The following is a 26,676-nucleotide window of genomic DNA, read 5'->3' as shown; positions in this document are numbered from 1 at the left end:
CAGCATATCGCGGGCTTTGCTGAACTTGTGTAGAAAACCGTTGCAACCTTTGCTTACGTGTGTAGGTGCTGAGGTTCTCAGGCACGCTTCACGACGGCCCGGAGTCGACACGTCGATGAACACACAAAAACACCCAGCGAGGGCTGTAAGTGCAACCCTCGCTGGGTGTTGAAGTTAGGTCCTTGACCTAAGCCCTAAGTCGAGTGACTTAGAACTGACCCTCCTCGGTGGAGCCCTTCAGGGCGGTGGTGGAGGAGTTCGGGTCGACGGTGGTGGCGATGCGGTCGAAGTAGCCAGCGCCAACCTCGCGCTGGTGCTTGACAGCGGTGAAGCCGCGCTTCTCGGCAGCCTCGAACTCGCGGTTCTGCAGGTCGACGAATGCGGACATCTGCTCGCGAGCGTAGCCGTAAGCCAGGTCGAACATGCCGTAGTTCAGGGCGTGGAAGCCAGCCAGGGTGATGAACTGGAACTTGAAGCCCATCTTGCCCAGCTCGTTCTGGAACTTGGCGATCTCGTCCTTCTCGAGGTGAGCGGACCAGTTGAAGGACGGGGAGCAGTTGTAAGCCAGGAGCTGGTCCGGGTACTCAGCCTTGACGCCCTCAGCGAACTTCTTAGCCAGCTCGAGGTCCGGAGTACCGGTCTCCATCCAGATCATGTCAGCGTACGGAGCGTAGGACTTTGCACGCTCGATGCACGGCTCCAGGCCGTTCTGGACGTGGTAGAAGCCCTCGGAGGTGCGGTCACCGGTGATGAACTTCTGGTCGCGCTCATCAACATCGGAGGTGATGAGGGTAGCGGCCTCAGCGTCGGTGCGGGCGATGATGACGGTCGGGGTGTTGGAGACGTCAGCAGCCAGGCGAGCAGAGGTCAGGGTGCGGATGTGCTGCTGGGTCGGGATCAGGACCTTGCCGCCCAGGTGGCCACACTTCTTCTCAGAAGCGAGCTGGTCCTCCCAGTGGGTACCAGCGGCACCAGCGTTGATCATAGCCTTCTGCAGCTCGTAGACGTTCAGAGCGCCACCGAAGCCAGCCTCACCGTCAGCGACGATTGGCAGCAGCCAGTTGTCGACGGAGTCGTCGCCCTCGATACGAGCGATCTCGTCTGCGCGGAGCAGAGCGTTGTTGATGCGGCGAACGACGTTCGGCACGGAGTTGGCCGGGTACAGGGACTGGTCCGGGTAGGTGTGGCCGGAGAGGTTAGCGTCACCAGCAACCTGCCAACCGGAGAGGTAGACAGCCTTCAGGCCAGCGCGAGCCTGCTGAACGGCCATGTTACCGGTCAGTGCGCCCAGAGCGTTGATGTAGGAGTCGTCCTTAACGTTGACGCCTTCCCACAGGATCTCAGCGCCGCGGCGAGCGAGGGTGTTCTCCTCGACGACGGAGCCCTGGAGCTCAGCAACCTGCTCAGCGGTGTAGTCGCGGGTGATACCTTCCCAGCGCGGGTTCTCGTCCCAATCCTTCTGGATTTCGGCGGCGGTACGTGCCTTACCAACGTTAGACATAAACGGAGTCACTTCCTTTTGCTTGCTTTTTGAACTCCGGGTGCTGACTTAAGAACAATTCCGACAGAACCGATCTACAGGCTGACCCGATAGTGACCGCGGTGTCACGTGAATGCAGGGGGCGCTAGCAGAGTGCTGTACCCCTGCACGCAAACACGCGAACAAAAACAATGTCCGCTTCCGCGTGCCATGTCTCACATTTTGGGGCATAGCGCTACGTTCGTCAAGCAGCTTCCGATGTGAATTCAAGTATGTAATACGGATAACACTTGTGAAGATTGCAAACATTGTGATGTGTAGCTTGGCTTTAACAATTTTCGCCTGTGACCGGCCGGTACATTTGTACTGTTATTTCCCTATGGCGGGCTCGCGAATAATGTTCCCCCCGCTTTGGGGTGATTTATATTTTGGTATTTATCAAAGCTGGCCGTTAACAGTGTTTGGGGTTTAGGGGGTGTTTCGCTACCCCCGAAATTACGGCCGTAAAGGTGGAAACGGGCTTCTAAATACACTGCCGTTACACCGTCAGTACCCCGCCGGAGCATCCCTGGGTAGTGGCCAGGGTCTCGGTTGTCATCTCGCTTTTATGGTCTGGTTTGAAGGCGGAGGCTGTAGCGACGTGATTGGTCGCTGGCCGTTCATACGCAGGTCGCAATAGTAAATGTCTGTGAGGCGCGACACTTTCCCATTGCATGTGGTGTTCCGTGGCTGGAGGAAAGAGTGCCGGGGATACTGCGGTCAATGTGGGTGGGGGAGGGCTGGTTGTGGCGTCAGGATTAAATGCCCGAATGGTCATCGGGGAGGGGGTGGGGTCTGTTCGCGGGGTGCTCGTCGTAAAGCGAATGAAATGGCAAATGTGAGCGGCGTTATACCGGGCTGGCGGTTGGCGGTTATGGAAAAAGACGGTTCATAAGTGCGCCGAATCACATACAGTAGGGGAACAACGCATCCAGTGTGAGCCGCTGACGTGGCCGTGACTGGATGGGCAAATTGCAATCAATAGTTTTGAGGAGAGCAATGGCACAGCGTATTTCGGCAGGTGGAATGCAGGTCGCGAAGGTTCTTTACGACTTCGTTAATGACACCGCACTCCCCGCCGCCGGCATTGAGGACAAGGACGCGTTCTGGAACGGCTTCGGTGACATTGTCGCTAAGTACACTCCGCGCAACCGCGAGCTGCTGGCCAAGCGCGATGAGCTGCAGGAAAAGCTCGACGCTTGGTACAAGGAACACCCGGGCGAGCAGAATCAGGATGAGTACGTCGCATTCCTGAAGGAAATTGGCTACCTCGTTGACAACCCGGGTGACTTCCAGGTCACTACCGCTAACGTCGACACCGAGATCACTTCCACCGCTGGCCCGCAGCTGGTTGTGCCGGTTCTCAACGCCCGTTTCGCCATCAACGCTGCGAACGCACGCTGGGGCTCGCTTTACGACGCGCTGTACGGCACCAACGCTATTCCTGAAGATGGCGGTGCGGAGAAGGACACCCCGGGCTACAACAAGGTCCGCGGTGACCGCGTTATCGCATGGGGTCGTAACTTCCTGGACAAGGCTCTGCCGCTGGTCGACGGTTCCCACGCGGACGTCACCTCTTACGACATCGTCGACGGTCACCTGCAGGCAACCCTGGAAGGTGGCGCTACCTCCGGTCTGCGCGAGCCGGAGACCCTGGTCGGCTACACCGGTGATAAGGACGCGCCGGAGTCCATTTACTTCAAGCACAACGGTCTGCACATCCAGCTGCTGATTGACCCGGAGTCCCCGGTTGGCAAGACCGACAAGGCTGGCGTCAAGGACATCATCCTGGAAGCCGCTGTCACCAACATCATGGACCTCGAGGACTCTGTCGCCGCAGTTGATGCTGCTGACAAGACCCTGGGTTACACCAACTGGCTGGGCCTGAACGTCGGTGACCTCGCAGTCGAGTTCACCCGTGGCGGCAAGAAGCTGTCCCGTACCATCAACGACGACCGCACCTACACCGCTCTTGACGGTTCCGAGGTCACCCTGCACGGTCGTTCCCTGAACCTGGTCCGTAACGTCGGCCACCTGATGCAGAACCCGGCCATCCTCGACCGCGACGGCGAGGAGATTTTCGAGGGCATCATGGATGCCGTCGTCACCGCTGTGTGTGCAATCCCGGGCCTGGACCAGGACAACGCACGTAAGAACTCCCGTACCGGCTCCATCTACATCGTGAAGCCGAAGCAGCACGGCCCGGATGAGGCTGCATTCACCAACGAGCTGTTCGCAGACGTTGAGAAGCTGCTGGGTCTTCCGCACAACACCCTGAAGGTCGGCCTGATGGACGAGGAGCGTCGTACCTCCGTCAACCTGGACGCCGCCATCAAGGCTGTTTCCGAGCGTGTCGTCTTCATTAACACCGGCTTCATGGACCGCACTGGTGATGAGATCCACACCTCCATCCAGGCTGGTCCGATGTTCCGCAAGGCTGTTCAGAAGACCGCTCCGTGGATGCTGGCTTACGAGGACAACAACGTCGACTCCGGTCTGGCACACGGCCTGCAGGGCAAGGCTCAGATTGGCAAGGGCATGTGGGCCATGACCGAGCAGATGGCTGAGCTGCTGGAGCAGAAGATCGGTCAGCCGAAGCAGGGTGCTTCCACCGCATGGGTTCCGTCCCCGACCGGTGGTGTGCTGCACGCTACCCACTACCACGAGGTTGACGTCTTCGGCGTTCAGGACAAGCTGCTTACCGACGGTCGCCGCGACTCCATGGGTGACCTGCTCACCATCCCGGTAGCGGCAGCTAAGGCTGGCGAGCCGGGCGCTGACTGGTCCGATGAGGACAAGGCTAACGAGCTGGACAACAACTGCCAGTCCATCCTGGGCTACGTTATCCGCTGGGTTGAGCAGGGTGTTGGCTGCTCCAAGGTGCCGGACATCAACGATGTTGACCTGATGGAGGACCGCGCTACCCTGCGTATTTCCTCCCAGACTCTGGCTAACTGGCTGCTGCACGGTGTTGTCACCGAGGAGCAGATCATCGATTCGCTGGAGCGCATGGCCGAGGTCGTTGACCGCCAGAACGAGGGCGATGAGGCATACCTGCCGATGGCCCCGGACTTCGACAAGTCCATTGGTTTCCAGGCTGCCAAGGAGCTCATCCTCGATGGTGTGAACCAGCCGTCCGGTTACACCGAGCCGATCCTGCACCGCCGTCGCCTGGAGTTCAAGAAGCGCGAGGGCATCGACCAGGACTAATTCTTGGTCGGGCTGCGGCTGCCGAGCCTGCAATAACAAAATAGATATCCAAACTGCCGGTGTGTAGGTGGTATTGGCTAACCTCTGATGCCAATTCCGCATGCGCGCCGGCAGTTTTGTTTTTGGGGGAAGCGCACCATGATTCTCGGATTCGAGATACCCGGGTTCGCAAGCGGGGTAGGGGCAACGTTGCTAGCGTTGATTGGGAAGTTAATTGAGAATATGCAGTCTGCAACGTCCAAGGAGCTGCGACCCCCCATGACTAATTCCACGACCGACAGTGCTACCAACCTCGCCAAGGCCAAAGAATTCCTCCATAGCGCGGGCGCAATCCTCTTTGACCTCGACGGGGTAATTACCCCTACTGCCGATGTTCACGAGCAGGCGTGGGCGGACATGTTTAGCGACTACTTCGAGCACAAGGGTGTCTCGGCCTACACAGAGGAGGACTACTTCACCTACCTCGATGGCCGCCGCCGCGATGAGGGCATCGCAGCAATCCTGGAATCTCGCGGCATTTCGCTGCCACACGGTAGCGATGAGGACACAGCGAAAGACGAGACGATTGTCGGGCTCGGGAAGCGCAAAAATGATGACTTCTTGGCGCGAGTCGAGAGGGGAATTGAGGCCTACCCGGGGTCGGTTGCGCTGCTCGACGAGTTACAGGGCGCGAGGGACTCGTCGGCAAGCGAAAAACCGCAGTTGGCGGTGGTTAGCTCGTCGAAGAACGCGGTGCCGGTGCTGACGGCCGCTGGGCTGCGTGAGCGGTTCGTGGAGATTGTTGACGGCGTGGTGGCGCATGAGAACAACCTGCCGGGTAAGCCAGCCGCCGATACTTTCGTGTACGCGGCGAAGAATCTGGGGGTGGCGCCGCGCGATGCTGTGGTGGTCGAGGATGCCATCAGTGGTGTGCAAGCGGGTGCAGCCGGCGCATTTGGTCTGGTCATTGGTGTTGACCGCGGTGCTGGTGCGGAAGCGCTGCGCCGAGCGGGCGCCGACGTTGTGGTCAGTGACTTGGCGGCACTCGTCTAGGCTGGCTCGTGACAAATGGCTGAGACAAAACCGGAAGGCATCATGGCCAACGATTCGACCACGGCAGCAGTCGACGAGACTGAGCGTGTGATTCCGCAGGGGCAGGGTCACGACGCGGAGACCGCAGAGGCTGAAAAACAGGAGGAGACGGTGTCCCCAGTTCGTCGTAAGCAGCGTCGTAACTTCCCGGCGGATCGTGCGGATAAGCACCACCACCTTGTAAATGCCGAGGGACTCATGGACCGAGACATCACTCCGGTCGATGAGTGGCGTCTGATTGAGACGAAGCCGAACGGCCTCCCGCTCGGTTTGGGCGAGACGCTGTTTGCGCTGTCGAACGGGTACATCGGCATGCGTGGCAACCCGCCGGAGGGCCGTGACTCCAGTGAGCACGGCACTTATATCAACGGTCTGCATGAGACCTGGCCGATTAGGCACGCCGAGGACGCCTACGGCCTAGCCCGCCAGGGGCAGACGATTGTCAATGCTCCGGACGCTAAGGCAATGCGTCTCTACATTGACGATGAGCCCCTGCGTCTCGGCAATGCTGAGGTCAGCGACTACGAACGTAGCCTGGATTTCCGCGAGGGCGTGCTGCGTCGTCGGTTCATTTGGCGCACCCCGGGTGGCAAGCGCGTTCGCGTCACCTCTGAGCGCATGGTGTCTTTCCAGGAAAAGCATGTCGCCGCGATGAGTCTGGAAGTCGAGCTGCTGGATGCGGATGCTGCGGTGATGATTAACTCGCAGATCCTCAACCGCCAGGACGGCGAGGACGAATACCACGATGCCGCTAAGGCGCAGGGCACCGAACTGGATCCCCGTCGCGCCGAGGCGCTGGAAGACCGCGTTCTCATTCCGGCATTTCAGTCGGAATCGGCGCACGGGCAGCGCTCGACGCTGGGCTACCGCTGCGCGAACTCCGGTATGACCGTGGCTACCTCCATGGACCACACCTTTACTGTCCGCACTCCCGACGGCACGGAGCCGTTCGTAGAGATTTCGCAGTCGACCGAGCCGGATGTGGCCAGCTCCCTGTTCAACCTGGATGCGCCGGTCGGCACTGTCATACGCCTGGAGAAGCTGGTCGCGTACCACTCCTCCCGTAAGGTGCGTGCCGAAGAGCTGGCATTCCGCTGTGAGCGCACCCTGAACCGCGTCGGCCGCATCGGCATGCTGGGGCTGATGGAGAACCAGGAGGAGTGGCTCGAACGCTTCTGGGAGCGCTCTGACGTGGTCATTTACAATCAGCCGGAGATTCAGCAGGCAGTGCGCTGGAACATTTGGCAGATTATCCAGGCCGCCGCCCGCGCCGAATTCCAAGGCGTCCCGGCCAAGGGAATGACCGGCACCGGCTACGGCGGCCACTACTTCTGGGACACGGAAATCTACGTGACCCCATTCCTTACCTATACGTCGCCGCAATTCTCGCGCAATGCCATGCGTTTCCGCTGGGACATGCTCGAAGCCGCGTGGGCGCGTGCCGACGAACTGGCGCACGACGGTGCCCTCTTCCCGTGGCGCACTATCAATGGTCAGGAGTCCTCGGCCTACTTTGAGGCCGGCACGGCGCAGTACCACATCGATGCGGACATCGTGTACGCGATGATGAAGTACGTCTATGCCTCCGGCGATGAGGAGTTCCTGCTCAAGGAGGGCACGGATCTGTTGCTCGGCACGGCCAGGTTTTGGATGTCGTTGGGATTCTTTGATGCCGAGCAGCGAGAGTTCCAAATTCACAGCGTCACCGGTCCAGATGAGTACAACACGGTGGTGAACAACAACCTGTACACCAACGTGATGGCGCAGTATAACCTGCGGGTTGCTGCGGACGTCGTCAAGCAGATGAAGCGTGATCGCCCTGCTGCCTATCGCGAACTGACCAACCGCTTCGACCTCACTGAGCGCGAGGTTGAAGAGTGGGAGCAGGCCGCTGAGGCGATGTACATCCCGTTCGATGAGAAGCTCGGCATTCACCCTCAGGATGACCAGTTCCTGCTGCGTAAGCGCTGGAATCTCGACGATCCCGAAGTTGGCCCGCTGCGCCCGCTGCTGCTGCATTACCACCCGCTGACGATTTACCGTCACCAGGTCATTAAGCAGGCGGACGTCGTCCTCGCACTGTTCCTCATGGGCAATCGCTTTACGACGGAACAAAAGCGCGCAGACTACATGTATTACGATCCGCTCACCACCGGTGATTCCTCGCTGTCCGCCGTTGTGCAGTCCATTGTTGCGGCCGAGTTGGGCTTGCAGGAGCAGGCAATGGACTTCTTCCTACGCGGACTCTATGTGGACCTGGCGAACTTGCATGGCAACGCTGCCGATGGTGTCCACGTCGCATCTGCCGGTGGTGTGTGGCAGTCCCTGGTCTATGGTTTCGGTGGTTTCCGCGATCATGACGGCCGCTACAGTATTGACCCGCGTCTGCCGGAGGACTGGAGTGGTCTGACGTACCGAGTCACTATTCGTGGTTGTCGTATCCGAGTGACGGTGCGCGGCCGCACGGTGGAAGTCGTCCTGGAGGAGGGAGACCACCAGGTTGGGCCGATTATGGTCGCAGGACATGAGGTGATCATTGGTCCGGAGCCGTTGACCGTGGTGATGGCGAACTCGGATCAGAGCGAGGATTAGTCGGACGGCTTCGGCCGTACACGGTGCCAATAGGGGGGGGGATTGCCTGTTGGGGGTGGCTGTTTGGGCCTTTGGGGAATTCGGCAGGGGTAAAAATAAAGAATTTCGCAACATAATTATTGAGTATTAAATCCGTCCACCTGAGAAAAGTGGGCGGTTTTTTATTTTCGTGCTATTTATGTTGCGTTATTAGCTAGTTTGGGCGGGGGAAAAATCGGCAAAAGTCGGGGTAGGGGCGTTTTTATGGTGGGGGAGAGGGTTTATGCAGCGACGACGTCAGAAGTGGCTAAAATGCGATAACCTGAGAAAAGGCGGAGAAAAGACCTAGGTAACCTGTGAAAATCCCCACCCAAAAGGGGGAAAAATGTTTACCAGGCGCTGTGTGACTTTAGAGTGAATATGACACTGGAGGTGCCATGACTGTTAAAAGTTCAAACCGTGACGCAATCGCGCACGGCAAAATTAATGTAGAACCGCTGCGCGAGCAGCCTAAATACCCTTCATGGGCTCTGAAGCTGACCATGGCCGTCACTGGCGTGCTGTTTGGCCTCTTCGTTATTGTCCACATGCTGGGTAACCTGAAGATTTTCGCTGGCGAGGAAGACTTCAACGCATACGCGACCTTCCTACGCACTGTCGGTGCTCCGGCAGTTCCGAACGAGGGCATTCTGTGGATTTTCCGCATTGTCCTGCTGGTAGCTATTGTCCTGCACATTTTCGGTGGCCTCACCCTGGCTGCACGTGCAAAGCAGTCCCGCGGCAAGTTCCGCCGTCAGGGCATGGTGTCCAGCTGGAACACCTTTACTGCACGTTCGATGGTGATCACCGGCATCGTGCTGCTGGCCTTCATCATCTTCCACCTGCTGGACCTGACCATCGGTGCTGGCGTTTCTCCGTCTTCTTTCGAGCACGGTGAGGCATACCAGAACGTGGTTGCGTCCTTCTCGCGTCCGGGTGTTGTTGTTTGGTACATCATTGCTCAGCTCGCTCTGCTGCTGCACCTGTCCCACGGTCTGTGGACCGCTACTTCCGACCTCGGTATCACCGGTAAGCGCTGGCGCAAGGTTCTGCTGTTCCTGTCCGGCCTGCTGCCGCTGCTGGTTGTTGTCGGCAACATCTTCATCCCAGTCGCCGTCCTGACCGGTCTGGTCTCGTAGGTCGAGGAGGAAATTTACTATGACTAACACTGAAGCAACCGTCGCTGCGGACTTCCGCGCGCCGGAAAGCGCTGTCGACGGGGTCAAGATCGGCAAGGTTCTGTCCGATAACTCCCCGGGTGACAAGGTCTCCATGAAGGACCACTGGCAGTACCAGAAGGATCACGCCAACCTGGTTTCGCCGCTGAACCGTCGTAAGTTCCGCGTCATGGTCGTCGGTACCGGCCTGGCTGGCGGCGCTGCCGCTGCTGCCCTCGGTGAGCTCGGCTACGACGTGCAGGTTTTCACCTACCACGACGCTCCGCGCCGTGCGCACTCCATTGCTGCACAGGGTGGTGTCAACTCCGCTCGCGGTAAGAAGGTCGACAACGACGGCGCTTACCGCCACGTCAAGGACACCGTTAAGGGCGGCGACTACCGCTGCCGCGAGAACGACTGCTGGCGTCTGGCTGTCGAGTCCGTCCGCGTCATCGACCACCTGAATGCAATTGGTGCTCCGTTCGCTCGCGAGTACGGCGGTACCCTGGCAACCCGTTCTTTCGGTGGTGTGCAGGTCTCCCGTACGTACTACACCCGTGGTCAGACGGGTCAGCAGCTGCAGCTGTCGACTACCTCGGCTCTGCAGCGTCAGATTGGTCTCGGCAACGTCGAGATCTTCACCCACAACGAGCTGGTTGACATCATCGTCGCCGACGGCCGTTGCCAGGGTGCCATCATGCGTAACCTCATCAATGGTGAGCTGACCGTTCACACTGCTCACGCAGTTATTCTGGCTACCGGCGGTTACGGCAACGTCTACCACATGTCCACGCTGGCCAAGAACTCCAACGCTTCGGCCATCATGCGTGCATACGACCAGGGTGCTTACTTCGCATCCCCGTCCTTCATCCAGTTCCACCCGACCGGTCTTCCGGTCAACGCGCACTGGCAGTCGAAGACCATTCTGATGTCCGAGTCCCTGCGTAACGACGCACGTATTTGGACCCCGAAGAAGAAGGGCGACGAGCGCCCGGCCAACGACATCCCGGAGGACGAGCGCGACTACTTCCTGGAGCGTCGCTACCCGGCATTCGGTAACCTCGTCCCGCGTGACGTCGCTTCCCGCGCCAACTCTCAGCAGATTAACGCCGGCTACGGTGTTGGCCCGCTGAAGAACTCCGTCTATCTGGATCTGCGTGACGCAATTGAGCGCCTGGGCCAGCCGGTCATCAAGGAACGCTACTCGAACCTGATTCAGATGTACGAAGAGGCAATCGGTGAGGACCCGTACAAGGTTCCGATGCGTATTGCTCCAACCTGCCACTTCACCATGGGTGGCCTGTGGTCTGACTTCAACCAGATGACCTCCATCCCGGGTCTGTTCACCGGTGGCGAGGCATCCTGGACCTACCACGGTGCAAACCGCCTGGGTGCAAACTCCCTGCTGTCCGGTTCGGTCGACGGTTGGTTCACCCTGCCGTTCACCATTCCGAACTACCTCGGCCCGCTGCTCGGTACCGACCGCCTGGCTGAGGATGCCCCGGAGGCCAAGGAAGCACTGGACCGCGCTCAGGCTCGCCTGGACAAGCTGATGAGCATCCAGGGTAAGCACGGCGCTGAGTACTTCCACCGCCAGCTCGGTGAGATTCTCTACCGCGACTGTGGTGTGGCCCGTAACAAGGAAGACCTGGCTCGCGGTATCGAGGAGATCCGCGAACTGCGTAAGGCATTCTGGTCTGACCTGTTCATTCCGGGTGAGCCGAACGAGATGAACCAGCAGCTCGAGTACGCTAACCGCGTTGCTGACTACATCGACCTCGGTGAGCTCATGTGTGTCGACGCCCTCGACCGCGATGAGTCCTGCGGTGCTCACTACCGCGATGACCACATCTCCGAAGATGGCGAGGCAGAGCGCGATGACGCTAACTGGTGCTTCGTTTCCGCATGGGAGCGAGGCAACAACGGTCCTGCATGGGATCAGTCCGGTTACGAATTCATTCGCCACGCCGAGCCGCTCACCTTCGAAGCCGTCCCGCTCATGACAAGGAACTACAAGTAATGAAACTGCACCTTGAAATCTGGCGCCAAGCAGGTCCGAACGTCGAGGGACACTTTGAATCCGTTGACGTTGACGACGCCGTCGCAGAGATGTCGATTCTGGAGCTGCTTGACCACGTCAACTCCAAGTACGTCGAGTCCGGCAAGGAGCCGTTCGCGTTCGCATCTGACTGCCGTGAGGGTATCTGTGGTACCTGTGGTCTGAACGTCAACGGTCGTCCGCACGGCCCGGGCCAGAACACCCCGACCTGTCAGCAGCGTCTGCACCAGTTCAGCGATGGTGACACCCTGAAGATCGAGCCGATGCGCTCCGCCGCATACCCGGTCATCAAGGACATGGTCGTTGACCGCTCCGCTCTGGACCGTGTCCTCGAGCAGGGTGGCTACGTCTCCATCAACGCTGGTACCGCTCCGGATGCAGATACTCTGCACCTGAACCACGAGACGGCTGAGTTCGCACTTGACCACGCAGCCTGCATCGGCTGTGGTGCTTGTGTCGCAGCTTGCCCGAACGGTGCTGCACACCTGTTCACCGGCGCAAAGCTGGTTCACCTCTCCCTGGTCCCGCTGGGTAAGGAAGAGCGTGGCAAGCGTGCTCGCAAGATGGTTGACGAGGTCGAAGGCACCTTCGGTCCGTGCTCCCTCTATGGTGAATGTGCTGACGTCTGCCCGGCCGGTATCCCGCTGACTGCGGTTGCCGCCGTTACCAAGGAACGAGCTCGTTCGTTCTTCCGCGGTAAGGACGACTAAACTCTTTCTCGATTAGAGTTTTCCAGAAGGGACATAGATTATGGCGAATGCAGTCAAGCGTTACCAGGGCGAAGAGCACTTCGTCGACGGTTACGTGCCTCAGAGCATGAATGCCGAATACTCCTCGCTTCACAAGAGCATTACCTGGATTGGCATGGGACTCATGCTCGCCTCTCTGGCGGCTTGGGGCACCTTCATTTTCGGTCTCGCAACGACCGTTTTTGCCGACCAGACTGCTGCCTCTCACAGCAACGGTTTCCTGGCTAAGGATGCCGCCAACTACACCGACTACACCGGTGGTTGGAACTTCGACGGCAGCGTGTTCATGTGGGCTGGCCTGGTAGTCGGACTGGTTATGGTTATTGCGGGTCTGGCCTGCATCTCCATCGGTCGTCGTGACTACAAGGCTTACCGAAAGGAATTCGGCACTCACCACTAAAGGCTTGCCCCAGTTTAAAGGGGCTCGCCTCTAGGCGGATGCAACGCTAGCCTTTTGAACTAGCACCTCCACAGTTGATGCCACTGTGCACAGTGCGCTGGGGTAGGGAAGTATTGAGAAGTACCTCTCTCACCAACAGCGGACTGCGGCGCGGTGGCATTTTCGCGTTTTCGGCGCCTAATCTATACACATGGATAACAACCCCGCTAAGCTCCCGGCAGCTGTAGATACGGTCTCGGGCCGTCTCGAAGTTCCCGGGCCATCACCAGAGGTTGAGGCGGAAAAACGTGCGCAACTGCGTAAGGCCAAGGCCTTCGCTACGATGCTGCTGGTCATCGCAACCGCTGTGTATTTCACATGCCGCGGTATTGAGTCTTCACACTTATCCGCAGGCGAAGTTGTGCCCGCGTGGGTGGGCTACGTTCGCGCTGCTTCTGAGGCTGGCATGGTCGGTGCCCTCGCCGACTGGTTCGCAGTCGTAGCCCTGTTCCGCCACCCGCTCGGCATTCCTATCCCACACACCGCTATCGTCCGCCGCAAGAAGGACCAAGTCGGTGAGTCCCTGGCGCAGTTCGTCGGTGATAACTTCCTGAACCCCGCTTTGATTGTGGACAAGGTGCGTAAGGCCGAGATTCCTGAGCGTATCGGCGAATGGCTGGTAGCGCCGGGAAACGCCGACAAAGTGTCCGCAGAGGTCGGTAAGCTCACCGGAAATGTGCTGGAGGCGATTAATCCTGACGATGCCGCCGCAGTGCTGAAGTCAGCAGTCATCGACGAAGTTGCAGCCCCGGAGTGGGGGCCACCAGCGGGTAAGGTTCTCGAGCAGCTCATCGAAGAGGGGCGCACCGAGCCTATTGTCCAGCAGATGGCTGAGTGGCTGCACCGGAAGTCGCTGGGCTCGCAGAATCTTATCGACCGACTTGTCGGAGAGCGCGCCCCCTCCTGGGCACCGAGCTTTGTCAACGATCTCATCGGCGACAAGGTCTATCGCGAGCTGGTTGATTGGACCTGGCAGGTGCAGCATGACCCTAAGCACGACGCGCGCCTGGCGCTCCACCGCTTCCTCACGCAGCTCGCCGTTGATTTGCAGAACGACGAGAAGACCATCGCCAAGGTCGAAGAAATTAAGACTGACATTCTTTCGTCCGCCGCTGTCACACAGGCACCGGCGAAGATTTGGGCATCGACATCCGCAAAGCTTGTCGACGCTGCCCGCGACCCGGACTCCCTGCTCCGTCGGAAGGTCTCGGAAACGGCCGCCTGCTACGGCGAGCGAATCCAGTCCGATCCTGAGTTGCGCAAACGAATGGACCGCCGTCTGGAAGCGGCTGTCGTCTTCATCGCTGAGAACTACGCGGGCGAGATTACCTCGATCATTTCCGAGACCGTCGAGCGTTGGGACGCCGATGAGGCTTCCGACAAGATTGAACTGATGGTCGGTCGCGATCTGCAGTTCATTCGCGTTAACGGCACTGTTGTCGGATCACTGGCCGGTTTGGCTATTTACACCCTGTCGACCTTGGTGTTTGGGGCTATTTAGCAGCACAACCCAGCACATCAGACCGTGTGCGTTAGCATGTAAAAAGCAATGCATCCCTGTTAAAGGAGTTGTTCCCCCGGTGCGCCTGTTACCATCTTTGCCCAGTCTTGCGGATTCGCCGCTGATGGCAATTTCCGTCTATGTGGACGTCCTGTTTCAGTTCGCCATTCCGTTTGTCATCGGCATCTTGGCGCTAATCGGTGCGGTGCTTGTCATCACCACCCGCGCGGATGCCTTTGACGCTGCAGACCGCAAGAGCCGCAACGTCTGGGCCGGCATGCTGGTCGGTTCGGCTATCTTCCTACTCCTGCCGTGGCTGGGCTGGGCAATGCTGGGCATCCCGCTGATTGCCGGACTAGTCATCACGGGGATTTACTGGTTGGATGTTCGCCCACAGATCAAGGACATTTTGTCGAACGCACAGGGCGGTTATTAGTCCCGGGCGGGTGCTAGTCCAGGGCGGGTGTTAGCCCGCACAACTGAGAAAGTGTCTGGGTTTATGACAGTTTCTGGGTGAAAAACCCGGTGATTTTGTCATAAACCCAGACACTTTCTTTCTGGGGGAGGGGATAGGGATAGGTCTGGCTCCCCGAAAACCTACTGGAACACCACGGTAACCTACTGGAACACCACGGTGCGGTTGCCGTAGACCTGCACACGGTCCTCCAGGTGCCAGCGCAAACCGCGGGCGAGGACCTGCTTCTCCGCATCGCGCCCCTCACGCTGCATGTCCGCAGCGGTGTACTTGTGGGAGACACGCATGACGTCCTGCTCAATAATCGGGCCGTCGTCGAGGTCCTCAGTGGCGTAGTGGCAGGTGGCACCGATGAGCTTCACACCACGTCGATAAGCCTGCAGGTACGGGCGCGCGCCCATGAACGACGGCAGGAAGCTGTGGTGGATATTGATTGCGCGGCCTTCCCACTTCTCGCACAGATCCGGCGGCAGAATCTGCATGAAACGTGCGAGCACGATGGCATCCGGGTTTTCGGCGTCGACAATCTCGGCGACCTCATCGAATGCCTTACGCTTGCCGACGGCATCCTTGGGGAAGGGCACGTGGTGGAAGGGAATGTCATACGCTGCGACCAGTGGCTCCAGATCGCGGTGGTTGCCAACTACTGCAGCGATTTCCATCGGGTAGTCCGACTGTGCGACGCGGCCGAGCAGATCCTGCAGGCAGTGGCCTTCCTTGGTCACCAGGATGACAGCGCGCTTCGGGACAGCGTTGTCGGTGACCTTCCAGCGGACCTCAGGGCCCCAATCACCGACGAGCTCGGCGAATTTCTCGCGCAGCTCTTCTACAGTCAGGTCGAGCGCGTCGGCGCGGACCGCCTGGCGAGTGAAAAACCATCCGGTCTCCGGGTCGGAGAAGAAGTCCGCCTCGGTAATCCACGCACCAATGTCGGACAGGAAGGTCGACAGGGTGGAAACGATACCGGTACGGTCTGGACAGCCGAGCGAGAAGATGTACTGGCGCTCGGTGGGAGTACCGCTATTTGCGGTGATGAGAGAGCGAGTCATTCTCGGTATCTTACCTGCTAGCTAAAGGTAAGTTCGCTCACGGTCGACAAAGGCAGATTTGCGCCCGTCAGCGTCAACGCCAGGCCCTCCCCGGTGACGTGCGCTTCCTCCACCTGCATACCGTGGCCGATGTCGTAGCTCAACAGCGTACCGCTCGCTTCTCCCAGCCAGCCGGCCAGGCCATCGAGGTTTAAGCCGAGGATTGAGCCGCCCTCCAAGTTGATTTCGATATGACCGCCGTTGGCAATCGGGCGGAACTTGGAGGTCGCAAATCCGGAGGCGAATTCAATGTTGAACAGGCCTTCGTCCGGCAACGGCGTGATTGTGGAAGCGCGTACACCGCTTTCCCGGTTAATTAGCGCCTGCAGCAGTTGAGGTGGGATTGTGACGTCTACTCGCAGCGACTCTGCCGTCGGATCCGCACGATTGCTCAGATCCACGTTTTCCAGGTGCACTTCCGCTGCCGGGTCACCGTTGATCTCCGGTGCGCCACCCAGCGCCTCCGGGTTCTTGACCTCCAGTGTGTTCGGAGTGGACAGATCCATCGAGGGCACTGACTTGGTGGCCAAGGCGAGCAGCATCGGGCGGGTGCCGAAAGAAACCTTGGGGTCTTCAGTGACCGTCGCACCACGCTCTTCGGCGGAGGTGCGGTAGCCGTCGGAAATCTCCTTGCTCACGAACATCCGGACGCCGATTTCGCCGGCGATCGCAATGAGCGCCACCACGATGATGACACCGAGGACGGTGGGCAGGACTTTGACGCTCGACGAGCGTTTAGCAGAACTCATGGTTCCCAGTCTTGCTTAACGACGGCTCCGTCGCTACCACTTATCTTCGCCCGGTATCCGTCCCCTCGGTGTCGCCCCGGAGTGCCCCCCCCCAGTGCGCAACCTACTTAGCGACGTAGTCCGCCAGCACAGCGGTCTCAGCGTTGAGGACGCGTTCCAGGTACGGAGCTGCCTTCTCCTCGAGCTTGCCACCGAGCAGCGGCACGTTGATGGCGAACTCGGAGTTGGTGGTCAGCACTGAACCTTCACCCTGGGCGGTGAGCTTCTGGGACGCACTGAAGGACGCCGGTACGCCCGAAGCTTCTGTGGTCACGGTAGAGGTCGCGCCGTCGTCGTTAAGCGGGCTGATGACGAACGTGCGCGTCATGCCGACCCCGGACTTAACGAACTTCTGCGCCTGCGCCGGAATCTTGTCAGCAGAGACGGTCTGGCGAATCACGACGGTGGTGCCAGCGTCGGTGGTCTCGAACTTTTCCACCTTGCCGTCAGCTGCCGAGAAACGGTTTGCGACCTTCTCCCAGAAACCGGCGTCGGTGAGGGCCTCGTAAACCTTCTCAATCGGCTGGTCGAAGTTGACGGTGTGCGTGTTAGTCGTAGTCATGCGCTTGATGATACGTAATTTGCACTACGCTAGGGGCGTGGAAAATCTCGACCAATCGCCGAACCCAATTCACCTGACCTCCGACATGGAAGAAGCCATCGATGGGCTTGCGGGGCTAGAGGGGGTGGAGCTCAGCACGCATACCGCTTTCGCGGATTTGACGACGCTCCGCCTCGGCGGGGTGCCGCGTGCCGTCGTCCGGTGTAGCACGACGGACGCTGTGGTCGATGTTGTACGCGCGCTTGACGACGCTAACGTACCCCTCCTCATCGTGGGAGGCGGATCCAACCTGGTGGTAGCCGATGAACTCGAGCCGCTGGTGGCCGTGGTGATCGAGGCCGACAACGTGACCATGAGCACTCGCGGACACGGGCTGGAGTCCGTGTCGGCAATCGTGGAGGCCGAGGCCGGTGCGGTCTGGGACGAGGTCGTGGAGATGAGTGTCGACGCAGGTTTTGGCGGCCTTGAATGCCTGTCGGGTATTCCGGGATCGGCCGGAGCCACTCCGGTGCAAAACGTGGGCGCCTACGGTGCTGAGGTGTCGCAGGTCCTGGACGCGGTGCAGCTTTACGACCGCGCAACCGGCTCGGTCGAGTGGGTGGAACCGGAGTCTCTCGACCTTTCCTACCGCTACTCGAACCTGAAGTTCACCGCACGGGCAGTGGTGCTGGCCGTGCGGTTCGAGCTCAGTGTGGATGGCATGTCCGCGCCACTTCGCTATGGCGAACTGGCGCGGCGCCTGGGCGTCGACGAGGCCGAGGCTGCGGCTGGCGAGATTCGCAGGCCGGCTGAGTTGGTGCGCGAAAAGGTGCTTGAGCTGCGCCGGGGCAAGGGCATGGTGCTCGAAGATGCTGACCGCGATACCTGGTCGGCGGGTTCTTTCTTTACCAACCCGATCATTCCGGAGAACTCGGTGGAGGCCGTGCGTGCAAAGGTTGCCGCGCTGCGTGGGGCCGATGAGGCCGCGAATATGCCCGCATTCCCCGCTGGCCCCGGCCACGAGGGAGCCGTGAAGCTCTCGGCGGCGTGGCTTATCGAGCGCGCCGGGTTCCCGAAGGGCTACCCCGGTGACGGTGCGCCCGCACGACTGTCGACTAAGCACACTCTTGCCCTGACCAACCGCGGGGAGTCCGGCGACGGTACGCCTACGACCGCCGCCGACTTGGTGGCTTTAGCGCGCGATGTGCGCGCTGGTGTGGAAAAGGCCTTCGGCGTGACCCTGGTGCCCGAGCCGGTGTGGGTCGGCGTGAGCATCGACTAGGCCCGCGGCGGGTGGCTGATGGCCAGTGGGGGGGCGGACTGGAGAGGCTGGCGGGACTGCTGGGGCTGGCGGGCTTGATGGGGGGGCGCTGGAGTCGCTGGAGCCGCTGAGTAGTCCTCAGCTTGCGCTCCCGGGCCTTCTCTCAGGGTCGGGGATAGAGAAAGTGACTAGGTTTATGACATGTGAATATTATTCACCCTCAGTTTTTTGTCATAAACCTAGTCACTAAGTCTGGGGGGGGAGCCGGGGTCCGCCTTAAAGGGATAGGAGCCCGCTCTACTCAGGCCCCTATCCCAACTACAAAACCACCGTGAACTAATGGTGCTTGCGGTGGGAAAGCGAATCGACGCTCTGGCCCTTCTGCTCCAGCTGCGTGAGCAGCACGTCGCGGACATCGCGGCGGCGGACCTTGCCCATCTGGTCGCGAGGAAGTTCCTCCAGGTGGAAGAATGCGCGCGGCACCTTGTACCGGGTCAGGTTGTCGTAGCAGTGGTCGCGGTAGGCGTCGGAATCCAGTCGGGCGTAGTCAGCAAGGGTGATGGCGGCCACGACCATCTCGGAGCCGTCACTCTTCGGGAGGCCGACGACCGTGGCATCGGTGATGTCTGGGTGGGAGAGCAGTACTTCCTCGACCTCGGCCGGGTAGACATTGAAGCCACCGGTGATGATGACCTCCTTGATGCGGGCAACCAGCTTGATGAAGCCGTCCGACTCCATGACTCCGACATCGCCGGTGCGGTACCAACGATCGCCAGCGGGAAGCTCAGCAGGCCCATCGGTGAAGGACTTCTCCGTTGCCTCCGGGAGGTTGAGATAACCGGCGAAAACCTGTGGGCCTCGGACGATGACCTCGCCCTCCTCGCCGTCAGCGCGGAGCTTGGTGGGATCTTCGGGGTCAACGATGGCGACCTCGGTGTCAGGGAATGGCAGGCCAACGTAGCCCGGGCGGCGGTTGCCGTCCATCGGGTTGCCGACGATAATCGGTGACGTTTCGGTGAGGCCGTAGCCTTCGACAAGACGCCCGCCAGTGAGTTTCTCCCACTTCTGCACAAGGGAAACCGGCAGGGTAGCAGCACCGCAGAAGGCGAACTTCACGCCGGAGAGGTCGACATTATCGCGCTCGGCGGCTTCGACAATCTTCTCGTAGAGAGTCGGCACACCAGGCACCCATGTCGGGCGATTGTTCTTCATCACCTTCATAATCAGCGGAATCTCCGGTGCCGGCACCAGCACCAGTTCAGCGCCAATCAGCATGGACAAGTTGGTGACAATGGTCAGGCCGTAGGCATGGAACATCGGCAGAACGCCGAGGGAGATTTCCCGCTCCTTGCCAAGGCCCGGCACCCAGGCCTTGCCCTGCAGAATGTTCGCTACCAACCCCTGGTGACTCAACTGTGCGCCCTTTGGCGAGCCCGTGGTGCCAGAGGTGTACATCATCACTGCAGTGTCATCGGCAGTGATGGATTCATCGGCCTGGAGGTCGTGGCCGTCTCCGCCGACGGCGTCGTGAAGCAAAGCGTCAAAACCCATGACCTGCGGTGCGGAGGAGTGCAGCTTAGCGCGGGCGGCGCGGAGTTTCGGCAGCGGGATCGACAGGGCGGTGCGCATGACAAACGGCAGGTCCTGCAGCATATTGACCGCGATGATGGTCTCGAGCGGGGTGTTGTTGCGGAGGTCTTCAAGTACGGGGACGATCTTGTCCCAGCAGATGGCAAAGCGGGCGCCGTGGTCGTTGAATGGGTGGCGCAGTTCGTGGGCGGTGTAGAGGGGGTTGTGCTCTACGGCAACAGCGCCGAGGTGCAGAACTGCCCAGTAGGCGATGACGTGCTGCGGGCAGTTCGGCATGAGCAGTGCCACGCGATCGCCTTTGCGTACGCCAAGTGCGCGCAGGCCGGCGGCAACGCTGCGAACCTTGGCATCTAGCTCGGCGTAGGAGGTGGAGCGACCGAAGAAGGTCAATGCCTTGCGGCGCGGGTGGTTGCTCAGAGTGTGGCGGTAGACGTCTAGGAGGGTGTCGAAGTTGTAGTCGATGTGGGGTGGGGTCCACTCCGGATACAGGTTCAGCCAGGCCTTGGAGGCCGCAGCGTTGGGTGTGGAACCGTGAGCTGGGGCGGAGTCATTTGCAGCGTGTGAGCTGGATGTATCGGCCATGGGGTCCTCCTAGGTTTTTGTTTAGCACCTGACTATGTCGTGAGGTGATAATAACCTACGACGTAGTAGGTATCGACCTCTATTGTGCCGTACGTCGCACTGCGATGCCGGAATTCCAATACACGTATTTGAGGTACTCATTTGCGGGGTTGCCCCTGGCATAGGCACTCTGGGCAGTATGAGCGAAACATTTCCGGCGGCAACGGCGGGCGCAGACGCGGCCACCTCTAACACCCCGGCGTGGCCGAACCGCATCGCGATGATCTCCATGCATACCTCTCCGCTGGAGCAACCGGGCATCGGTGACGCTGGTGGCATGAATGTCTACGTGCTGCGCACCTGCGAGGAGCTGGCGCGACGCGGTGTGAAGGTGGATGTTTTCACCCGCGCCACGCGTTCCAGCGATGGGCCGGTGATTCAGGTCAGTGAGAACTTCCGCGTCATCAACATTGTGGCTGGTCCCTATGAGGGGTTAGAGAAGTCAGACCTGGCTACGCAGATGCCGGCCTTTGCCGGTGGGGTCATTGAATTCGCCCGCAAACAGGGGATTGAATACGACCTGATCCATTCGCACTACTGGCTCTCTGGCCAGGTGGGGTGGCTGCTGTCGGATTTGCTTGACATTCCGTTTGTGCACACGGCGCACACGCTGGCGGCAGTGAAGAATCTCCATCTGGCGGAGGGAGATACGCCGGAGCCGGAGTCTCGGCGTATCTGTGAGCAGCAGATTGTGGACAATGCGTGCCGGCTCATCGTCAACACAGATGCCGAGGCTAAGCAGCTCGCGGATCTCCACGATGCCGACCCGTGGCGCATCAATGTCGTGCCGCCCGGGGTGGACGTGGAGCTCTTTTCGCCGGGCAGTGATCGTGCCACCGAGCGGTCCCGTCGTGAGCTGGGCATCCCGTTGCACACTAAGGTCATTTTGTTCGTCGGTAGGCTGCAGCGGCTGAAAGGCCCGCAGGTATTGCTGCGGGGTGTCGGTGAGCTCATGCGTCGCCATCCCGCCACTAATGTCCGAGTGATTATCTGCGGTGGACTTTCCGGTTCTGGGCTGCATGCGCCCGACGAATTCACCAATCTCGCCGCGGAAGAGGGGATCGACCACCTGGTCCGTTTCATGCCCCCGCGCCCGCCGCAGGACCTGGCGAAGCTCTACCAGGCCGCAGATATTGTCGCCGTGCCCAGTTACAACGAAACTTTCGGGTTGGTGGCGATGGAGGCTCAGGCCACTGGCACTCCCGTTGTCGCGGCGAATGTCGGCGGGCTCTCCATCGCTGTCGACGATGGGGTCAGCGGTTTGCTTGTCGACGGTCACGAGCCCGCAGCCTGGGCCGATGCCCTCGGTCGCCTGGTGGAGGACGACGAGCTGCGCATTAAGTTGGCCACCCAGGCGCGTGAGCACTCCTTGGAGTTTTCCTGGCAAAAGACCGTGGATCGGTTGGCCGATGTCTATCATCGAACCGAACTCCAAAAGGAAAATTGTCCCGGCTCTATCCGGGATGCGGGCGGCTCCCGGTAAGTTTCGTTAGCTTCAGTATCGCCAGGGCCGTAACCACAAAAACAGGGAGATGATTCACGATGAGCACGGACATCCAAGTACAGCTGAAATCCCTCGGTGAGCAGCTGGAACGCCTCGGTGTCGAGCATGGTATTGCAGACAATGCCGCCGTGGTGGTCCTGCCTGGTAAGAAGAAGCTCAAGACTATCGTCGGCCTCATCCCGGCGCCGGACTCCCTGCGTGTTGAAGCCTTCGTCTGTCGCGCGGTCGAAGAAAACCACGAGGCCGTTTACAAGTGGTTGCTACAGCGCAACCGTCGTCTGTTCGGCATCGGTTACACCATCGATGCCGCCGGCGACATCTACCTGGTCGGTCAACTGCCCGCTGAGCTTTCCGACGATGACCTCGACCGTCTCCTCGGTCAGCTGCTGGAGACGGCCGATGGGGACTTCAACCAGATCCTCGAACGCGGCTTTGCATCGGCAATTAAGCGTGAGTGGGAGTGGCGGGTTGACCGTGGGGAAAACCTGGCCAATCTGGAGCAGTTCCGCCACATGGTTGAGTAGCCGGGGGGTAGCAACCCACATAGCGGGGCAACGAACGGCGGGCTTTCCCGTTTTGGGGCACAATTAGGGGTATGAGCAATGGAAAACTGATTCTTGTCCGTCATGGCCAGAGTGAGTGGAACGCATCCAACCAGTTCACGGGCTGGGTCGACGTTGCACTGACCGACAAGGGCCGCGCTGAGGCAGTACGTGCCGGTGAGATGCTCGTAGAGGCAGGCCTGAAGCCGCAGGTTCTCTACACGTCGCTGCTGCGTCGCGCAATTAACACCGCACACATTGCCCTGGATACCGCTGACCTGTTGTGGATTCCGGTTATCCGTGACTGGCGTCTGAACGAGCGCCACTATGGTGCTCTGCAGGGTCTGAACAAGGCAGAGACCAAGGAGAAGTACGGCGAGGACCAGTTCATGTCCTGGCGTCGCTCCTACGACACTCCGCCGCCGGAGCTGTCGGATGACAGCGAGTTCTCGCAGGCTAATGACCCGCGTTACGCCAACCTGGATGAGGTTCCGCGCACGGAGTGCCTCCTGGACGTCGTGAAGCGTTTCATTCCTTACTTTGAAGAGGAAATCCTGCCGCGTCTGAAGGCCGGTGAGACTGTCATGGTGGCAGCTCACGGTAACTCCCTGCGTGCACTGGTCAAGCACCTGGACAACATCTCGGACGAGGACATTGCCGCTCTGAACATCCCGACCGGTATCCCGCTGGTTTACGACTTTGATGCTGAGGGCAAGGTTTTGAACCCGGGTGGCACCTACCTGGATCCGGAAGCTGCAGCTGCAGGTGCTGCTGCTGTTGCTGCTCAGGGCAACAAGTAAAAATGTAGGTGTTTGATAGGCCGATAAGGGGCGCAGCCAAGTGGGGCTGTGCTCCTTGGTCTATTTAGAGCTAGCTAGCGCACTGATTTTCAGCGCGCGCGGATTGTGAAAAGAGCTTAGGGTAAGACCCGTGTCAAAAATCATTATCGCCGCTCTATTAGGTGCTGCGGTTATGGCAGCTGTGCTGATTCTTGGTGGAGTTGTCTCGGGTGCCTATAACGCCGCTCGGCGTCAGAAGAGCGACGAGGAAAGTTCAATAACCACCATGGCGCAGGTCATGCACCTGGCCATTCAGAAGTCTCCGACGGGTGTGGTGGTCGTTGACATCTCACGTGATTTGATTTTGTCGAACTCCATGGCGCACAAGTTAGGGCTGGTCTATGAGCGCCGCCTCAATGACGTGGGCTGGGAAGCTGCGCTCAAGGTCTTTGACTCGCAGGAGGACCAGGAGCTAACGCTGGTGCTGCCGTCGCGCCGGGCGGGGGCGCCGGACACAATTGTCCGCTGTCAGCTAACTCCGTTGTCACTGGTGGACGACCGTTTTGTGGTGATTTATGCGGCGGATGTCTCCGAACAGGCCCGTATGGAGGCCGCGCGACGTGACTTTGTGGCTAACGTTTCCCACGAGCTCAAGACTCCGGTGGGGGCCATCAGCCTCTTGGTCGAGGCGCTGAATGAAGCTACCGACGACCCGGTTGCCGTGCGTCACTTTAGTGAGAGCCTGACGCAGGAGTCCAAGCGGATGTCGACCATGATTACGGAACTCATCTCGCTGTCGAAGCTGCAGGGGGCAGAGCCGCTGCCGGACATGTCTCCCGTGAAGGTTGAAGAGATTGTCCAAGGAGCTGTGCGTCGTAACCAGATGCTCTCGGAGCAGGCGGGTATTGAAATCACCGTTGACTGTGAGCCGGATTTGGTGGTTGAAGGTGAACGCAGCCTGCTGATCACCGCGGTGTCCAACCTGATTTCAAATGCGATCAACTACTCGCCAGAGGCCACGCCTGTATCTGTGACTGCGGTCAAGGAGGATAACGACACCGTCGCTATCCGCGTCACTGACCGCGGTATCGGCATTTCCCAGGCGAATCAGAAGCGTATCTTCGAGCGCTTCTTCCGTGCGGATAAGGCACGCTCGCGGGCGACAGGCGGTACCGGTCTGGGCTTGGCAATTGTTAAGCACGTCGCAGCGAATCACAAGGGAACCGTGAAGCTGTGGAGTCGGCTGGGCACAGGATCGACCTTCACCATTGAGCTCCCGCTGATGGAAAAGAACGGTTCCGCGTCGAATGATGGCGATGTATCTGCACGTTTGCCAATCGGCCACACCCAGCCTGCGGGTAAAATTGCGGCTAAGAAAAACGCGCAGCGCGGTACGGGCAAAACCCGTGGCAAGGATAAGGATTCCCAGAACAAGGATTCCAAGGAAGGAATGAAGTAATCCGTGACTGAGGTACTTATTGTCGAAGACGAGACGGCTTTGGCGGAGCCGCTTGCGTTTCTGCTGCAGCGCGAAGGATTCGAGGTGCGGATGGCCGCTGACGGCCAGGAAGCACTTGCAGAATTCTCCAAGGCAGAACCGGACATTGTGCTGCTGGACCTCATGCTGCCAGGTATGAGTGGCACCGAGGTCTGCAAAAACATCCGCTTAAAGTCCTCTGTCCCAGTGATTATGGTGACCGCCCGTGACACTGAGATTGACAAGGTCGTCGGCCTCGAAATTGGTGCGGATGACTATGTGACCAAGCCGTATTCCTCTCGGGAACTTATTGCCCGTATCCGGGCTGTGCTGCGCCGCGGTCGCCACGACGACTCCGACGATGTCGAGGATATCTACGAGGAGGTCTTGCGCGGCGGCCCGGTCGTGCTGGACGTCGAGCGCCATGTAGTCACCGTTGACGGCGATGATGTCGCAATGCCGCTCAAGGAATTCGACCTGCTGGAGTACTTGCTGCGCAACCGTGGTCGTGTGCTAACCCGTGGCCAGCTCATCGACCGCGTCTGGGGCTCCGACTACGTCGGCGACACCAAGACGCTGGACGTACACATCAAGCGCCTGCGCTCCAAGATCGAGCGCAATCCTTCCTCGCCGGAGTTCCTGGTCACCGTTCGCGGCTTGGGTTACAAGTTCGAGGACTAGCTCAGCAGACTGCTGCCGACAATCTCCGCCGTCGGTCTGAGAAACCCCGACTTAAACCTCGTCCGGCGCCAGCCCCTCGGCCGCTGCGCGTGTGGCCGGGTGAATCGCCAGCAGTGGGTAGCCACTCGGCCCGAAAGCCTTGGCCGCGCCCGCTATTTCTCGGGCACGGCAGTGCTCCGCCAGAATTTCGTAGCACTCTTCGCCGATGAGCTCTATTAGCTCGGACTTGTGCGTGCGCCACACCGGCTCGCCACCGGTATGTGTGGCCGGCGCGCCCGTGCAGAACCATTCAAAGTCCTCGCCGCCATCGCCCCAGGCACGACGATCGTATTCGGTAATGGTCGTGCGCAGAATCTCCTGGCCGTCCGGGCGTTCCTCCCAGTCCTCCAGTCGGCGCAGCGGCACCTGCCAACACACATCCGGCTTGACCTTTACGGGGTCAATGTCGTTGGCCATCGCCCATTGGTGGATGGCACAGCCCGCACCATTGCGCCATCCGTCACGGTTGGCAAAAATGCAGGCATTCTTCACGACCTTCGTTTTCAGAGCAGGCTCAGGCTCTCCGTTTTCGTCGTCAAGCTCGTCCCACACTAACCACGGTTCCAACGGTTCGGAGGGGTCGGTTTCGTAGGTTTCAAGCCACTTCAGAGTTTGTTCGGGGCGGTTCTGCCACCACTGGGGCTCTGCGGAGTCGCCTTCCATTCGCTTTACGACGTCAATAACCCTCTCGCGGTCTTCTTCGTCGGTGATAAAGGCGCCATGGCCACAGCATCCGACATCCGCGTTCGCGGAGTCGATGCCCTGGCAAGCGGAGGTGCCGAAAGCGCATTGATAGGAGCTCATCAACCAGGTTAGGTCGCAGGTGATGATGTGTTCTGGGTCCTCCGGGTGGGTGAACTCGAACCACTCGCGGGGAAAGTCATAGGCGACTTCAGCGGGAGACGGTTGCGGTCCGCGACCGGGGCGGGGGTGGGGTTGATTCACACCAATACACCGTAGACCGTCTAACCTACT

21 protein-coding genes are annotated in these 26,676 nt (G+C 59.8%); 15 read left to right on the top strand and 6 right to left on the bottom strand.

Annotated elements, in window-relative coordinates:
• Positions 1 to 208 precede the first annotated feature (208 nt).
• The gene (gene aceA / locus HMPREF2849_RS01545) at positions 209 to 1,501 is read right to left on the bottom strand and encodes an isocitrate lyase (protein WP_016421960.1); all 1,293 of its coding nucleotides are present in this window, start codon (positions 1,499 to 1,501) and stop codon (positions 209 to 211) included.
• A gap of 1,017 nt (positions 1,502 to 2,518) precedes the next feature.
• Between aceA and HMPREF2849_RS01540 the strand changes: the two genes are divergently transcribed.
• From HMPREF2849_RS01540 to HMPREF2849_RS01500, 9 genes are all read left to right on the top strand, one after another.
• Positions 2,519 to 4,729 (top strand): malate synthase G, encoded by a 2,211-nt coding sequence (locus tag HMPREF2849_RS01540; RefSeq protein ID WP_016421961.1) that lies wholly within the window; start codon positions 2,519 to 2,521, stop codon positions 4,727 to 4,729.
• Positions 4,730 to 4,987: 258 nt separating this feature from the next.
• Positions 4,988 to 5,761 carry an HAD family hydrolase gene (locus tag HMPREF2849_RS01535; RefSeq protein ID WP_172620228.1) on the top strand — a complete coding sequence of 258 codons (774 nt, stop codon included), beginning with the start codon at positions 4,988 to 4,990 and terminating at the stop codon, positions 5,759 to 5,761.
• A 15-nt stretch (positions 5,762 to 5,776) separates the two neighbouring features.
• Entirely contained in the window at positions 5,777 to 8,392 is a 2,616-nt protein-coding gene (locus HMPREF2849_RS01530) for a glycoside hydrolase family 65 protein (protein ID WP_016421963.1), read from the top strand.
• Between the two features lie 416 nt (positions 8,393 to 8,808).
• Entirely contained in the window at positions 8,809 to 9,549 is a 741-nt protein-coding gene (locus HMPREF2849_RS01525) for a succinate dehydrogenase cytochrome b subunit (protein WP_016421964.1), read from the top strand.
• Between the two features lie 19 nt (positions 9,550 to 9,568).
• Positions 9,569 to 11,587 (top strand): fumarate reductase/succinate dehydrogenase flavoprotein subunit, encoded by a 2,019-nt coding sequence (locus HMPREF2849_RS01520; protein WP_049189510.1) that lies wholly within the window; start codon positions 9,569 to 9,571, stop codon positions 11,585 to 11,587.
• Positions 11,587 to 12,336 (top strand): succinate dehydrogenase/fumarate reductase iron-sulfur subunit, encoded by a 750-nt coding sequence (locus tag HMPREF2849_RS01515; protein ID WP_016421966.1) that lies wholly within the window; start codon positions 11,587 to 11,589, stop codon positions 12,334 to 12,336. The genes HMPREF2849_RS01520 and HMPREF2849_RS01515 overlap by 1 nt, the downstream gene beginning before the upstream one ends.
• 40 nt (positions 12,337 to 12,376) lie before the next feature.
• Positions 12,377 to 12,775 (top strand): hypothetical protein, encoded by a 399-nt coding sequence (locus tag HMPREF2849_RS01510; protein WP_016421967.1) that lies wholly within the window; start codon positions 12,377 to 12,379, stop codon positions 12,773 to 12,775.
• Between the two features lie 190 nt (positions 12,776 to 12,965).
• A complete protein-coding gene (locus HMPREF2849_RS01505) occupies positions 12,966 to 14,315 on the top strand; it encodes a DUF445 domain-containing protein (protein WP_070862504.1) in 1,350 nt (449 codons plus the stop codon).
• A gap of 79 nt (positions 14,316 to 14,394) precedes the next feature.
• A complete protein-coding gene (locus tag HMPREF2849_RS01500) occupies positions 14,395 to 14,751 on the top strand; it encodes a DUF2516 family protein (protein WP_016421969.1) in 357 nt (118 codons plus the stop codon).
• 182 nt (positions 14,752 to 14,933) lie between these two features.
• Here HMPREF2849_RS01500 and purU read toward each other — a convergent pair whose 3' ends face one another.
• From purU to HMPREF2849_RS01485, 3 genes are all read right to left on the bottom strand, one after another.
• The gene (gene purU / locus HMPREF2849_RS01495) at positions 14,934 to 15,839 is read right to left on the bottom strand and encodes a formyltetrahydrofolate deformylase (protein WP_070862503.1); all 906 of its coding nucleotides are present in this window, start codon (positions 15,837 to 15,839) and stop codon (positions 14,934 to 14,936) included.
• Between the two features lie 17 nt (positions 15,840 to 15,856).
• Entirely contained in the window at positions 15,857 to 16,627 is a 771-nt protein-coding gene (locus HMPREF2849_RS01490) for an LmeA family phospholipid-binding protein (RefSeq protein ID WP_016421971.1), read from the bottom strand.
• A 103-nt stretch (positions 16,628 to 16,730) separates the two neighbouring features.
• Positions 16,731 to 17,228 carry a DUF2505 domain-containing protein gene (locus HMPREF2849_RS01485; RefSeq protein WP_048732343.1) on the bottom strand — a complete coding sequence of 166 codons (498 nt, stop codon included), beginning with the start codon at positions 17,226 to 17,228 and terminating at the stop codon, positions 16,731 to 16,733.
• 85 nt (positions 17,229 to 17,313) lie between these two features.
• Here HMPREF2849_RS01485 and HMPREF2849_RS01480 point away from each other — a divergent pair, with 85 nt between their 5' ends.
• On the top strand, positions 17,314 to 18,489 hold the full coding sequence (locus HMPREF2849_RS01480; protein ID WP_070827660.1) for a UDP-N-acetylmuramate dehydrogenase: 1,176 nt from the start codon (positions 17,314 to 17,316) through the stop codon (positions 18,487 to 18,489).
• 315 nt (positions 18,490 to 18,804) lie between these two features.
• On the opposite strand, the gene HMPREF2849_RS01475 is transcribed toward HMPREF2849_RS01480, so the two are convergent.
• Positions 18,805 to 20,640 carry a long-chain-fatty-acid--CoA ligase gene (locus tag HMPREF2849_RS01475; protein WP_083295712.1) on the bottom strand — a complete coding sequence of 612 codons (1,836 nt, stop codon included), beginning with the start codon at positions 20,638 to 20,640 and terminating at the stop codon, positions 18,805 to 18,807.
• A gap of 259 nt (positions 20,641 to 20,899) precedes the next feature.
• Between HMPREF2849_RS01475 and mshA the strand changes: the two genes are divergently transcribed.
• The 5 genes from mshA (at position 20,900) to HMPREF2849_RS01450 (ending at position 25,662) form a co-directional block, all read left to right on the top strand.
• Positions 20,900 to 22,162 (top strand): D-inositol-3-phosphate glycosyltransferase, encoded by a 1,263-nt coding sequence (mshA, locus tag HMPREF2849_RS01470; RefSeq protein WP_172620248.1) that lies wholly within the window; start codon positions 20,900 to 20,902, stop codon positions 22,160 to 22,162.
• 59 nt (positions 22,163 to 22,221) lie between these two features.
• Positions 22,222 to 22,707 (top strand): type III secretion system chaperone family protein, encoded by a 486-nt coding sequence (locus HMPREF2849_RS01465; RefSeq protein WP_048732346.1) that lies wholly within the window; start codon positions 22,222 to 22,224, stop codon positions 22,705 to 22,707.
• 71 nt (positions 22,708 to 22,778) lie between these two features.
• Positions 22,779 to 23,525, top strand: a complete 747-nt coding sequence (locus HMPREF2849_RS01460) for a phosphoglyceromutase (RefSeq protein WP_016421977.1) — start codon at positions 22,779 to 22,781, stop codon at positions 23,523 to 23,525.
• Positions 23,526 to 23,655: 130 nt separating this feature from the next.
• A complete protein-coding gene (locus tag HMPREF2849_RS01455) occupies positions 23,656 to 24,963 on the top strand; it encodes a sensor histidine kinase (protein WP_016421978.1) in 1,308 nt (435 codons plus the stop codon).
• 3 nt (positions 24,964 to 24,966) lie between these two features.
• A complete protein-coding gene (locus HMPREF2849_RS01450) occupies positions 24,967 to 25,662 on the top strand; it encodes a response regulator transcription factor (RefSeq protein ID WP_016421979.1) in 696 nt (231 codons plus the stop codon).
• A 51-nt stretch (positions 25,663 to 25,713) separates the two neighbouring features.
• Here HMPREF2849_RS01450 and HMPREF2849_RS01445 read toward each other — a convergent pair whose 3' ends face one another.
• Positions 25,714 to 26,646, bottom strand: coding sequence for a DUF3109 family protein (locus HMPREF2849_RS01445; protein ID WP_070862502.1), 933 nt, complete (start codon positions 26,644 to 26,646; stop codon positions 25,714 to 25,716).
• Between the last annotated feature and the right edge of the window lie 30 nt (positions 26,647 to 26,676).

Source organism: Corynebacterium sp. HMSC073B01 (genome assembly GCF_001838255.1).
GTDB lineage: Bacteria > Actinomycetota > Actinomycetes > Mycobacteriales > Mycobacteriaceae > Corynebacterium > Corynebacterium jeikeium_D.
Note: the sequence above shows the minus strand (reverse complement) of the source record. Positions and strands in the feature narration are given on the sequence as shown.